The sequence below is a fragment of the Leptolyngbya sp. CCY15150 genome (assembly GCF_016888135.1).
GTDB lineage: Bacteria > Cyanobacteriota > Cyanobacteriia > RECH01 > RECH01 > RECH01.
The window spans coordinates 1-15,063 of the sequence record NZ_JACSWB010000159.1 but is presented as its reverse complement, the minus strand read 5'-3'; the positions used below and the strand labels follow the sequence as shown (position 1 = coordinate 15,063).

At 54.3% G+C, this 15,063-nt stretch carries 1 protein-coding gene; it reads right to left on the bottom strand.

Annotation, left to right across the window (positions count from 1 at the left end; all coding sequences use genetic code 11):
• Window positions 1-369: 369 nt before the first annotated feature.
• Window positions 370-14,283, bottom strand: coding sequence for a LamG-like jellyroll fold domain-containing protein (locus JUJ53_RS08545; RefSeq protein WP_204151585.1), 13,914 nt, complete (start codon window positions 14,281-14,283; stop codon window positions 370-372).
• Between the last annotated feature and the right edge of the window lie 780 nt (window positions 14,284-15,063).

Genomic DNA, 15,063 nt, shown 5'->3' with positions numbered 1-15,063 from the left:
ATTGAGAACAGTGTCAATAGATTTGTTGAAAAAGCTCATTCTTTCGTTCAGGATTCGGCAGATTGGGCAAGCTACTGGTCAAAATGAGAATTGCTGATTGCCATCAGCCCCAAAAGCCCTCTCTCAATTTCGACTTTGCTCTTCCTCAATCGGCTTAACCCGCACTGAGGTTAGCTAATAGGCGCTACCCATCCCCAGAATATGATCCCTCAGTGCTGCTCCACCCTGTTTCTTTGCGTCTTACCGCACCCCCACCATTGGAGACTCACGTTCACCCATCATGCTAGAGCGCGGGCAGTTTTAGCCTAGTCCACGGCCCTACCACCGACTGGGCTAAAACTCTAACCCAGTCGGCAAGGGAATCCCAGATCACTGGGCTAGCTCGGCCATAGCTTCTTGTACCTGGGTTTTAAACTGGCTGCGATCGCTGTTAGCGGTATAGCGCAGGTGAATAATCACATCTTCGATGTCTCCCACCAACACCGGGTTAGTTTCATGGGGAATCTCTAATTGCCAGTGAGAAACAGCTCCGGTTCCCTCAAAGGGCACATAGCGATCTTCGAAGGCAAAGTTGAGATTGAAGCCCACAAACAACCCGTTGTCAAGCTGAGGTTTGGAAACAGCAATCCGTTGATTGACCCGCCAATTGACCCGCAGGGTATTACTGGCAGGTTGGGCAGCTCCGTCTAGACCCAAGAGATAGCGCACAGCGTCAATGTCAGGTTCCAGCAAGGTTTTACTGCCCACTTGAGTCAGGCTAGCATTGATCGTGAGATAGGGATCTGTCGCCAAATTACTGCCTTCTCGGAATTTAAGGGTTAGGGCCATGGTGACAATCACCCGGAAATAGTGCCCAGGGTAGTCACGGTTAAATAGCGCCTCGCTCAGACGAAACTCGCATTGCCCACTCGCCAACAACTGGGCCAACGCCAGATCATCCACATCGCTTAGGGGAATCGTCTTCTCAATTTCCAAGAAGCGACTGTCGTTATCTAGATGGAATTTCTCCATCCGGTTGACATCCAGCATCAAGGATTCTCCAGCTAAAAGCCCCCGTCGCAGGCTATCCCAGTGGCCAAAGTGGATGAACCGCTGGTTGGTGGGCAGCTCGTATTGCAAGGCCCGTTCGGCAGACTTGGCGAAGTCGTAGGCTAGCTTGTAGGACTGGAAGTACAGCCCCGACAGACGGCTGACCATCCAGTTATAAAGAGCTTCATTGCCAAACTTACGGCGGTGGAACTGGGCAATCTCGCGATTTTGCTCGATCTGCCGATTGTGAATGTCTAGCTCTTGTTCAGCCATTTGTAGCTGAATTTGGGCAATTTCGATCTGTTGATTGATGTCGTCTAGATCAAACTCGCTGGTACGCAATTCCAGCCGCCACTCCTGTTCCCGACGCTTGTATTCGCCCACCTTAGCCGTCATGGCCGCCGCCGTATCAATCGTGTCAGCCGTCACCTCAGCAATTTGTCTAGCTGCATCCGCAAGTCCGGCAGCTTGGTCTCCATCGATACTAGCAGTAGCAAAAGGCAATACAGCCACAGCACCGGTCTCTACTTTCGGTAAGGTTCTCAATGTACCAACGATCGCAGCAAGAGGCACCGCCACGAACCGGGTAGCTTGTGCAATCCCCATCAAGACAAGTTCTGCCAGTTCTTCATCATTTAAACCACTGTCAGTCAGAGCTTGGAAGTAATCGCGGCGGTTGAGGATGCGCTGGCGACTAATGCCTAACACGGCGATCGTTTCTCTAGCCGCATCGACAGCCGCTTCCCGAACAGCGGTGGTTAGGTCGAGCAGGTTGCGTTCATGGGTATTCTCCAACATAGTTAGTTGCTCAGCATCGCGCTTTTCTAGCACATCTAGCAACGCAGCCCCGAACGTTTGCACATTGCCAATCATCTCCTTGGCCCGCTCCAGCATAAAGCTATAGCGATAGTGAGGTACGGGCACATTCAAGTCCGCCAGCAGGCTACCAATATCGCGCCCACCAGTGGCTGCCGCCTGCACCAACGCCCGCACATCAAGAGGCGGCTGAAATAGAGCAAGCTGCCGAAAGACCCCCTCAATATTGAGGCTATGGCGAATCTTAAACAGCCGATCTTCTACCCGATCCCAAAAGCCAATAAAGTCTGAGTTTTCAGGCACACAGAAGGTAGTAATAATATTGCCATTCTGGTTCAGAGTAATGGTGCTGGTGCGCGCCGCCACATTGCCGTTCAGGTCTAGCTCGGTGAGGAAATCGGGGGTTTCTTCAAAAGCCTCGCGAATGCCCTGGTAGTCACCCACTTCTTCAAACTGCTGAGAGGCTCTGGCTTCAGGGCGAGGGCCCAGCAGGTTAAACGCCAACACATAGAGCAAAAAGGCCTGATTAATCGACTCGCGGTTGTCTTGGGCAAACAGGTTATCGGCCCAGTCTAAGAGGTTGGTGATATACCGCATCACGATCGCCTTCTGGTAAGCATTGAGACGCAAGCGAGCGATCGCGTGGGGGTTAAAGGGATCGTTCTGATACTCCGCCAGAGCCGCCTCATTCTCCAGCATTTGCCGCAGAGTCTCTAGCGACAGATTCCGCAGAGGCCAATATTGCCAGAATCGATCTGGATTCAGCCCAGTGCCACGGTTACTCTCGGAGGCAGTAGGGTTAAAAATATAGTGATACCACCGTTGAGCATCAGCAAAGCTCTGATTAGTACTGAGCTGATTAGCGATCAAGAAGGGAATGTAGAAGAAAATTTCCCGGTAGTAAAGGCCGTAAGCGCCATCAAAATCGATGGTACTAGGGATATCCTCCGCCAACACCAGTCCCAGACCCGAATCAGGATCATAGGTAAAGGGCTGGTAGCTGTTGAAATCCAGTTCCTCCGTCTGCTGTGCTTGCAAGCTAAGCAAACCATCAAGGCCCTGGGTAAACAGCTTCAAACTCAAGTCATGTACTGCAAACGTACTAAGACGCACAAACCGAAATCGGGGCAGATTAGCATCCCTAGTCGGATCAATAGCCTCTAGGGCTTCATCTCGGTCAAAGTAAAGTTTGATATGCTGACGCACATCTCCCAAGTCACTCTGAGCATATTCAAACCGAATCCGCTCAGCTGCTGTTTTCAGATTATCGATGTCCGCCTGAATCAAGAACTGCTCATCACCGGTATCTAGAATGTACCAACCCGGCTGATTACCCACATCAATCACCGAGGCTTCATAGCGGGGCAAATTCCTCAACAGGAAGTTTCTCCCAGCGAATTCCTGTTCGTCTTGCAGATCCTGAACAATCGTGGCAATTTGTCTGGAAATGTTCAAGAAAGACAGACTATGCAGATGCTCTTGCAACGCTCTCAAGCTAGCCGGCGTAAACCGATTAAGCGTGGAATGCTCCCCATCAGCATAATCATTCAAGCTTAACCCATTCGTCAAAGACAGATGCAGGATCAGCCCCCGACTATTGGGCAGGCTAGAGTTGTCCGCACCAGCGGAGAAGAGGGACACATTGACATCGTAGTTCGTGATGTCTTCAAAACGGTTCTCCAGTTGGAGCGTGAAGCTTTGCTCTTCTAGGTTGTTCCGAATGCTTCTGACCTGATTTCCATAGAACAGAATGATGCGCTCTCGATCAACATCAATGGGCAGGATAGCGGTCAATTCAAAGCTTAGACTGGAGGTTACCAGGGTATTACGGTTGCCCAACAGAGTGCGGAGAGCACCTGAATAGATATTAATCAGCGGTGGGCGATTCAACGATCGATAAAACAAACCTACTTCCCGACCTGACACCCTTTCATAGCGGCTTGCACTAATATCTGCCAGATCTCTCACCTGCTCCCACAGTCGAAATTCGCTCAATTGGACGGTGAAGAAGGTATTGAGGGGAGCAGGGGCTACCTGGTCTCGTGTCGCAATGGCCAAGGTACTCACAGCAATGGCTTCAGCAATCGGCCGACCAATGCTCAGCACTTGGGCTGAAGGCAACAGTTCACCCAGATTTCCCGTATCCCGCAGAACCGAAGCCGTATCAACCTGATCATCTCCAACATAGAGGTTCAGCACATACACACCTCTCCGTTGATAGTCAAAGGTGACGGCAATGTGCCGCCAAGCATCATACGGCAGATTCATATCCAAGAGCGTGGCTGAGGTAGAGGCCGTCCGAGCCACTGTCAGCCGCCAAGTTGTCGTTTCCCACTGAGGTGTAGCCGCCGCCACAGTCAGCAGCCGATTAGCCGCACCAAGGGCTGTCGATGTGCGGTTCCTCAGGTCGTCATGGATAGCGTCGATCAAGTCATCGATGGCGTTAACCAAGCTGGTTACTTCATCCATCAGATTAGGATTCGTTGTCTCATTAGCCGAGTCCCTTGCCTGTTGCAGATTCTCGATGATGGTTTGCAGATTGTTAATGGCTTCATTGCGATCCTCTTCAGAACGACCTGCGTTCACGAGAATATTAGGAGTGGTGCTGGTCGCCTGTTGGACAGCTTGAGGTACCGCTTCCCTGAGGCCCAAGACCGGGGTGATATTAGCTGCAGCGGTAGCTCTTAATGCATAGCCATAATCGAATAGAGTGATCTGGGGAGAGGTAGGCCGGGTTGAACCAGTAAACCCAGTAGGACGTTGATTCTCCAGCTTGGTCCAAAATGACCAGGTGAGTCGCCGCATGTCAAACCGAGGAATGACGTTCAAAATGGCGGTATTAGCGTCAAGTTCTAAGACCTGAGCATTACGTTCGAGGGGTACCTCATCCTCTTGATTTAGGGTTAAGACCCGCTGGGCGGCAACCCGTTGCCAGTTGGGCAGGATAGCCTGTTCCGCACTGATCGTCTGATCCAGCTCCAGGTAGGTTTGGGGGGCAATCCAGCTTTGGTCAGCATCTAGATAGGAGTACTTGACCATCGGACGAAACACATCCACATTGCGCTGCACCCGTTCCCCAGTATTGTCGTTGACTAAAAAGCCTTGGTTATCAATGCTGCGGCGTTCAGCTCGGTAATCCTCAATGTCTTGCTGGGTTACACCTTCCCCTTCAAGAGTTTGCTCAGATCTGTCATCTTCGTCCTCTGGGGTGACCGTCACTGGGCCAACATCCATGGGCTGGCTGAGCTCCCTTAGCTCAGCCCAGAATAGAAAGAGGCGGCCAAAGGCATAGACGGGCGAGACATGATCGGCATCGATCACCAAATCGATCGCTTTCCAGGGACGCCATTGGGTGCCGTTGACCAACTCGCGGTAGTAGAACTGAGCTGGCTGAGATTGGGTGCGACCGACCAGAAACAAAATGTCATCCTGGCTAGCATTTTCCCTTGCCTCTAGGGGCTTGTGATGGTAGCTACCAACAATTTTTAGGTTGGCTACTTCCATAAACTGGTTCAGATAGTGGGTGTAAGCCTGGGTGACCGCGGCCTGGTTAATTTCTCCCTGCATGAGGTTTTGTTCTAGATCCTCAAACAGGGGAGTTTTGTCGGTGCGAAGTTCTGGCTCAATGAAGCTTTCGGGATAGAGAAAGACCTTGCGATTGGCTTCCCACACCCGGTAGTTTTGGATCCACTCCCACTGATCGGCAGGGATAGTGGCTGGATCCACTCCTTTTTCCAGGTTCATTAGACAGCGTTGTACATACTGTTGCAGTGCGGCTGTGCCCTGAACGATGCGAGAGGTTTCGACTACGCTGTTGACCTGTACATCCAACAGTAGATAGTCCGACAGCAGGTCGGGGCTCCGACGACCCTCAAAGTCGGCGGGGATATCTTCCATGGCTAGGGCTAGCAGCGCATCCCGCTTTTGCATCGCTAGGGGATCCCGTAGAGGACGGTAGACACGGGGCCATTGCTCGTCATCGTACAGGCCACGCAGCACTGGCAGTAACGCATCTGCCTGCTGGCGGTAGAAGCCCAAGGAAAGGTCATCGGTGGCAGTAAACCGGATCAAGAAGCTGATATCTACCCGTAGTCGCTCGGCCAGGGCAAACCCGCGCTGGAGCAGAATCAGATGTTCGACTCGGTTGTAGGGGCGTTGTGCGCCAAAGTGCCGTTGCAGGGTCACGAGCTGGGGTACATCCCAACCACTGAGCTGCGCGATCGCCTCATTCACCAAGGGTGACTCTGACTGGAGCGTCAACACATCCAGCAGTGGGGCAGACTCGCCGCCAAAGGCTGCCTTCAATTCGGTGAAGATAAATAGGTGAGTCAAATCAGTTAGGTTGGGGCTGAAGACGTCGCTGACACTAAAGCAGGCAGGGTGAGTCAGCAATGCTCTGATTTCAGCGGCATTCAGCTCAAACCGAGTCACCAGCAGCAGAATTTTGTGGAGGCGGAACAGATAGTCCAGCACATCGGTTGGAATGGGCTGATCCTCATCCAGGTTGATCAGTTGCTGCAGCAGGCGAGCCGGGTCGCTCAACGGTTCGTTCACGGACTGGAAGTAAGTCATAACGGCCTGCAGGGGTTCGGGTTCTGCCCCCAACAGATCTGACAGACTAGCTAAGATGGCGTTGCGGTGTTCATCCCGGTAGCGCACCAGGATTTCCGTAATAGTGGTCTGACGGTTGTTCTGGTTTTCTAGCACCGCCTGAATATCCGCCAGCACCGTGGGGTTGGGGGGAGTGTCGCCAAAGGCCGTGGAGAATTCGTCTAAATCATCCGGGCGCAGAATGATGCCGTACTCATTGATAAAGCCCGCCGCTTGCAACGCACCGAAGGCATCGATAGTCAAGTTGGCATTTAAGGCAGCCAAGGGCGCAGACCAGGTTTGAACCTCGGCCAGGGGCTGCAAATCCGTGGGTATCTGGTAGCGATCGCTGACGGCTCCCAAATCATCCACAAAGTAGCGGCGGGTCAGGGCACCGATGGTGATGTCGTCTTCCCTGGGGCGGAGGACATCAACGATTTCGGCAGCCTCGAACTCGCTGATCTGCTCCGAGATGAAGGTGATCGGGCTCACCAAAAACTCGATGCTCTGGTTCGCTAGGTCATCGGCAACACCACGCAGGGTGGCGTCGGTGTAGGGCAGGCGATCGCTAGGGCTAGGACGGTCAGAGGCAAAAAAGTTGAGATCATCGATGCTAATGCCAATACGGCGCATGTCGGTCAGGCGATCGCTCAACATGGCTAGATCTGCCAACGACTCGACTTGCGAAAGCCCCACCTGATCCAGCAACAGGTGGTATTCCCGCAGGGTCAGCCGCAGGGCCCGAGGCGTTTGCGCCAGTCGGTAGAGCTGCAGCAGGTAGGGGGTGTCTAGGGCAATCGTTGTTTCGGCTCCGCTGAGTTGTCTGACGAGGGCGTCCAGATCATTGCTGGACACCTGCAATGCCCCCATCAAACGGCTGCGGATAGCGCGATCGCGGCTGGGTAACTCCTGACCGGTAACATCCCAGCGGCGAGCAGGGTCGTGGTAGGCCCATGGAGATGTGCCCATCCCAGTTGGGTTAAACACCTGATCGAACAAGACTCGGCCATCGGCCCGGCCAGTGTGGCGCAGATCATGCCATAGGGCTGCAAGCCGTTCGCCGGACTGACGGTGGCGCTCCATCAACTGCCGGAAGGTCGCCAGATCCAACAGGCTATCCCGATGCAGGATGATGTCAGGCAGGCGGGCGATCGCCAGAGGTTCTACGGTTTGCAGCCGGTCAAGATCGTCTAGGGTGACGGTGCGCCCCTGACCAGAGCGATCGCCAATCCTAAGGTTGTCTTTGGTGATGCCGTCAAAGCGCCATTCTAGGGCTAGGTGGGGCTCATCTCCCGTCAGAGCGGCATAGCGGTGGGCTACCAGCTCCGCCGTGGTACGGGCCGTTGTCCACAGGCGTAGTTCTAGCACCGCCCCAACCAGATGGGTATCATCAGCAGTTGCTAACCCGTCATGGAAGCGCAGATCGGCAGCAGCAGCCCCCAGCCGACTCGATAGGGCCGCCGACCCTTGCACCCCATCCCCTGTCCCCACCAGCTTGCCATCTAGATAGGCACGCAATACTTGAGGACGCAGCTCCGAGCGACCATCCAGCACTAGGGCTCCATGATGCCAACGGTTAGCCAGAATGCGATCGCTCGATAGCCAGGTACCCGACCAGCCCAGACTCACGTTGTAGCCGCCCCAGTACAGCCGACCATCATGGGCATAGATCACCAGCCCTTGCTGGTCGTCGCCGCTGTGGTAAAGAACCTGCTTACGCTGGCTGATCGTGGGATCGGCTAGCTTAAACCACAGTTCAAGGGTGTAACGCTGCGGTGGGGTCGAGGTTTCCGCCGGTATGTCAAGGCTATCTTGGGCTGTACTAAAGCTGAGACTCACCTGGCTCTGGTGCCAAAAATCAGCATCGGTGGAGCGATCGCCGCTAAATAAAGTGGGTTTACGGGCCGATGCTAGACCGCCCAGCCTCAGATGGTTGGCCTGAGGGGATGTATCTAACGTATGGATGCTGTCAAACTCAGCCAAGGACCAGTAGGCCAGCAGCGTATCGGCAGTCAGATCTGGCGTCTGGTAGCGCTGGTGGACGGAAAAGTCGGACTGCACAGCCCCCCATAATCGCAGGTCACGGAGTTGGCCACCAAAGTACTGCTCCCCAGAGCGGCCCACCTCCAGAGGGGCTGCGGCTGTCAGCCCAAGGGCCGGGACAGTGCCCTCCGCCGCCTCAACGCCGTTTACGTACAGGGTGGCGCGATCCGCCGCAACGGTAACGGCAACATGGGTAAAGGCATCGGTTGCCAAAGCTGTTTCACCATTCAGGCGGGTATCGTCAGCCACAAGGGTGATCTGCCCCTCGGCATTTAAGCCAAACCACTGATCTGGGCCCCAGCTTAAGACAGGGTTGGCCTGGTCAATGGCACTGGGCTGCAGCCATGCCTCTAGGGTGAAGCTATCCGTCAATGCTCCCTGAAGTGCCTCAAGGGCCAGGTATTGGCGATCGCCGTCAAACTGTAGCGCCTGCAGGTTCAGCGGCTGCCGTAGCAGGGGCAGATTATCCACCTGTTGCCACATGGGATGATCAGGAATGTGCTCAACGCTAAAGAGCTGGTCATCCAGGTCAAACGGCTGGCGCGCCCCGGTGGCCATCCAGGCATCCAGAGCTAAATCGGCTGAGAGATAAACGCCCCGTCGCACCAGGATGTCATCAAAATATTTGTCTCCCGCTCTGGCGGCCCAGAAGCCAATGGTGCCAGCGGTGAGTCGTCGGCGATCGCGATTGCTGGAGTTATTATCATCAAAGGTATTGGCTTGAAACTCCGCCGGCTCGGGGGTACCCTCTGGCCAAATCTTGGCCCGAATCAGGGTGCGGCGACCGGTATCATGGGCTTCAATCAAGAAGCGGTACCACGTGTTGGCCAACGGGTTGACCCCAGTATCCCGGCCTTCCCCGTCTACCTGGCGAGCCGCGTGGGGGTGGGGGGCAATGTGAAAGGTGCGCTGCCCGTCAAAGCGACGGAGGCGATAGTACTGGTCATGGTTACCATCCTCAACGGCTTGGGGGTCGGTATAACGACTGAAAAAGGTCACCCCAATCCCATCAAAGCTGCCGCTAGACTCCGGGGTGATCAGCATTCGCCCGGTGTAGGTGTAGCTGCTCCAGTCCAAGGCGTCCGCAGGTTGGTAGTGGCTATGAATGTTATGCAGCCTCGACTGAGTTCCCAAGACCAGCGCTTCATCTTCCTCAGCGATTTGGAATAACTCGGGTACGGCACGACTGGAATTTTCCGCATCGGTATGCAGCCAGTCAACCGGATCGTCTCCTGGCTCATAGGCACTAAAGTCTTCTTGCAGCAGAGTCTCTTGCAGCACCTTGAGATCGTCAAAGGTCTTGGTGCCAGGGCCTGCCGTCCACACACCCACGGTGCCAGCGGTCATCCGGCGATCGCTGTCATCAACCGCTTTAATCTGAAAGTCTTCAGGCTCCAAGGTGCCAGCAGCCCAGATTTTTGCCCACAGACGGGTGCGTTCTGCCCCAGCCTCCACCTCAATCGTGACCCGGTAATCTGTTTCCGGCTCCGGTAAAACGCCAGAATCCAGGCTACTGTCAGATTCAGCCATCAGGGGCTGAACCCCGATGGGATGCGCCACCATATGAAATGTGGGTTGATGGGCATCCCGCCGCAGGGCGTAGTACTGGTCAACACCGGTGGGGGTGCGGCTGAGCACTGTGAGCCCTAGGCCACTGTCCGTCTCACTAAAGCGCAGCTTCCCTTGATAGGTATAGTGATTCCAGGTGAGGGACTCACCATCGGCGGGGGCATAATGGGTTGTGATCCCGGCTAAATCAGAGTGGGTGCCGAGGACTGTCTTGCCGTTTAGATCAAGGGACTGAAACAGATCGGTAGCATCTTGAGGAGTGAGGCGATCGGCAGTATCCACCCAACCCGTGGGGTTGTCTCCCGGTTGGTACTGCGCAAACGTAGCCTTGAGCCGCACGGCTGCTTCCCGATCTTCCTCCTCTAGGTCTACTACTTCTAAAGTATTGAAACGGGCTGCTAGGGTCTTGGGTTGCTGACCAGCTACCCATAGACCAACGGTACCGGCCGTTATCCGCACATCACTGTCGTCGTAGGCCACCGCTTGGGGAGCGGTCGGCTGCGCGGTACCCCAAGGCCAGACAGCGATCGCCATACGGGTACGTTCTGCCGTGCGATCGTCGGTCACCTGAATTTCAAAGGCATACCACGTCCCAGGTTCCACCGTCGGGAAATCATCCTGCTCTAGGGTGAGGGACTGCACCCCTTGGGGATGGGCCGCCAGGCTAAAGCTAGGTTGTCCATCTGGCCAGAGCACCTGGAGGCGGTAGAACTGATCGATATGCTCCGGGTGGCGGCTGAAAAAGGTCACCCCTAGTCCACCCGCAGTTTCCCCAGGTGGAATATCCGGCACATACAGCAGCCCACTATAGCGGTAGTTGCTCCAATTCAGGACGTCTACTCCCGAAGGCTGGTAATGGGTGTAGCGGTTTTCTAACTCGGGGTCTAGGCTGGGGGTTGCCATGAAAACTGCGGTCTCCCCCCGTAGCTGACCGGTGTAGCCGTTCACCCGATCGGTAACGGTCACATCATGGCCTTCATCCAAGGGCAGGTATGCCATGAGCCCTGACCCAACTAATCGAGGATCATGGTAGCGATCGCTCTCGATGGCGGCGGCCGTTTTAGCTTGGTTCCACAGGCGCAAGTCGGCCATTTGCCCCGAAAAGCTCTGCAGGCGATCGTCGGCCACCCGCAGATAGTCTCCTTGAATGCGGCTGATGCTAGTGTCGTCGAGGTAGCCCAGATAGGCTGGCCCCACCGGACTCAGTCTATAGCCCCGCTGACCGGCGGACAGGGAAGACTTGGCATGAGTGCTGCTCAGTTCTGCTAGGGCTGTCCCATCGAGAAAGCCGCGAAACTCGATGTAGTCTAAATCCTGGGTTTCGTCATGCACCAGGGCGACATGGTGCCACTGTTCGTCCGTCACGGTATTTGGGGCACTAGCTAGCACCGTTTCCTGCACCTCGGTCAGCTCGTAATTGGCACACCAAGCGATCGCCATCAGTCGCTGCTGGTCTAGATAAATAGCCAGACCCGCTTCACCATCCCCTTGGCTAAAGAGCAGTTGGATACCATTGACCGGCTGCCCGAATCGACTGGGTCTAAACCAGAACTCTAGGGTAAAGCGAGGATGCCGCCCCAGACCAAAATTAGTCTCCTGGCGCAACACCACCAAATCCCGATCGCCGTTGAACCACAGAACGGTGCCTGGAACAGCTACGGGAAGGTCTGGCAGAAGGGGCGCAACGGTGACCGGTGTAGGACGAACATCGGTAGGCACCCCGCCTAGATAAAGGCTGTTGCCGTTCATGCTCAAATCCGCCGCTTGCTCCCCGGTGATGTCCGTCAGCGGCCAGTAGCCTATCAGCCCAGGAGACAGGGGCGGTACCGCCTGCTGCAAGACGTTGTTGAGTTGCAAAGCGCTGCGGGCGTAGTTCCACAGCCGTACCTCGTAGATGATGCCACTGAAGTAGTTGCCGCTGAGGTCACCGCCAATAAACAGGTCATTCCCCTGCAGTTGCAGGCTATTCGCTGGGATGCCTTGACGATGGTCTAAGCGGCCATTCAGGTAAATGTGCAGAGCATTGGCATCTACCGCCACAGCCACATGGGTAAAGCGCTCAAGGGCGATCGCACTCCGACTCCTCACCTCTCCAGCCCTCAGAGCCGGACTGCGGAAGACCAGTTGATTCTGCTGGTTTATCCCCAACCAAAGGTGAGATGAGCGATCGCTGGCATCACCCAGATGAACAATGGTGTGTTGCCCAACAGCATCGATATAAATCCAGGCTTCTAACGTAAATTGACTGGCCGTCAAGCCCGTCAAACCCCGCCGGGCCAGGACATGATCGATCCCGTTGAATCGATAACCGTTGTTGCCAAGCCGCTGCGGCAGGGGAGACAACACCAAGTCCTGGCTCATCCAGCGGGGCTGAGTCACCAGGTAGGCACCACCAGGAATCCCATGCTGCGCATAGGGTGTGTGATCCAGTAGCTCGATGCCATGGCTTTCCGTCAGAGGCCAGTAGGCCACCAGATCTGGCTCAAAGCCGCTGAAGCGACGGTAGCGGTTGTCGGCAATAGCCTCAGGCGATCGCACCCCTGCCCACACCCGCACCTCTTTGATTAAGCCAGCAAAGGTCATGTCACTCAGATTGCGGCCAATATTCACCTCTAGGTTGCCAGCCGGTACCTGCACCGCCGGTAGCCGATCGGTCTGATCTAGCTCGCCATTGAGGTAAATGCTGACCATAGACTGGTTTCGGTCAGTCTGCACCGTCACAGCCACATGGGTAAACTCTCCCACCGGCAACGGCTGCACACCCATCACCGGGTCTGCATCTTCAGCAGCCGATCCATAGAAGGCCACCCGCCCATCCGCCGTCAAGCAGAGCAGAAAATGAAGATCTAGATCATCCTCCTGCCCCCGACTGAGGATAGGATTTGCCTGATGGCGGGAGGGATTTACCCAGACCTCGAGGGTGAAGTTGTCCTGCAGGGTCGCTAGTCCCGCGGGGGTAGCGTCGTCTCCATCTACCTCCGTAGGAACAGGAACCTGCACAAAATCATTCAGACCATCAAACCAGAGTACTGATTCTGGACGGTAGGGAACCGACAGCGATCGCAGCGCCCAATCTAAATCAGCAAAGCTCCACCCTAGCCGACGGGCCAGCTTTAAAAAGCGATAGATGCGATCCAGCTTGGCAGCACTCAGGTTCAGCAACGTCTCCGTTGGTGGCTGGGTGGGGTCATTAGGATTACCGTCCCCCAGCTCAATCTGCACATGCCCCAGGCCATCCTCCACCGCATTGATAAAGAACAGGCGAGACAATCCGGCATTCACCTCAAACCGATCCAGATCCTGAAATAGCAAATCACTCAGGTCTTGACGGCTTAACCCAGTACGTTCTAGAAATACATCCACCGACGCTAGGGACGACAGGGCTTCAGTTATGGTCTGGAATCCATAGACTTCAGCCAAGCGGGGCAGATCATCGATCAGCGGCTGCCCCAACAATTCAAACTCCTGGGGCGATAGCGATAGCCGCTCCCGCTGCCCTACCGCATGAATCGTCTCGGGATCTGGCGCAAAGCTCTCGTAAAGCTGAGGTAGATTGATGTTTAACTGCTGCAGATAGGCGCGTAGTTCCGCTAAGGGCAGATTTAATGGCAGCGACTGAGGAAATAAAGCTGTCTCGATCACAGCTTCAGCATCAGGATGATCTGGCGATGTCACCAGGGTTTCTAACACCTCATTCACCAGATCAATATAGGGAATTAGAGTATTGGTATTGCCAGCATCCAGCCGTAGCTGAAAGAGATCGGGCCGGCGATGTTCTATCCGACATTCAGCCGGAACATCGATATTTCGTTCACCAATCGTTGATTCAATAAACCGCATCAAATCAACAAAATAGGCAGATGGGCTCAGCACCGATCGCAACTGATCACATTCAAGATAGTCCAGGCTACCAAAGAGGCGATCGTAGCCGGGAATTTGCTGCTGTTGATCTAAAAATGAAGGGGGAATATTGTTGAATAACGTCTGGCGTAAAAAAGGAGAAGCCGCATCCTTGAGATTAGCCCACACCAAGGCGGCTTGCTGCTGCACCCGTACCGCTGTTTGGTGAATCCGATAAGCTTGACGTTCGCCACCCTCTAAATCTGGGGCGTAGGTTTCAACAAATTCGGATTCGGAGATGGCAGCGATCTTCAGGGCTGAATTAAGTTCAGGATGAGCTTCCTTAAACTGCTCGAAACTATCTCTATCAAACAGTAGGGGCAATGAACTACTCATAGTTAAAAATCCTATAGTTGAATAACTGCTGTACGCAACTTAACAGGCGATCGCTCCTAGAATTACCAACCTAGATGAGAGCTAGATGAGTCAATAATAAGAATCATCTAAATCCTCCATCATTAAGTCTCTACTAATCACCATTTTTATAGATGAGTCCTAACTCTAAATCACACTAGGTTTTGTTTTAAAACTCAGGACTTACGCAAGAACCATTGAGATCGCCGGTTGCTTGAGGTGCGCCATCACTTACCTCAGAGCAATCAACATCTTACCTCTTCAATGGATCTATTTTGCCGCTATGATCTTTATCTTTGGGTATACGTGTATTTGCGATCGCTCGCCAAATAAGTAATTATTGTCTGGGCAGGGGCTAGGTTCTGCTCAACGGCTACTCTCCCATGACAACATGCTCCACAGCCTGCCAAATAGACGTTCCAGCAACACCCGGCACCGATGAGACGTGATAGCTTCTCATTCATCTAACGACTCAACACTGCGGGGGGCGATCGCTTCATCGGTCAGCGGCCACAACGACACAAAACGCTCATGCGATCATGGATAACATGGTGACGCTTCGGATCCAACTCGCTGCGATCGCGTCCCAACTTGAATCGCTCAAACCGGTCTTCTTTGATGCCTGTGCAGAGCTCGATAGGATGCCACTAATATCAAGTCGGAATGACCATGATATTAATATAGAAGAATCCCCTCTGACTTTTCTGTATTCTCTCTATGCCTAAGCGACTTACCATCACTCCCCACCTCAGTGTTGACGAC

Bases quoted from the DNA above. Each gene is read 5' to 3' on its own strand.
- JUJ53_RS08545 (WP_204151585.1), bottom strand. From the start codon at position 14,283: ATGAGTAGTTCATTGCCCCTACTGTTTGATAGAGATAGTTTCGAGCAG.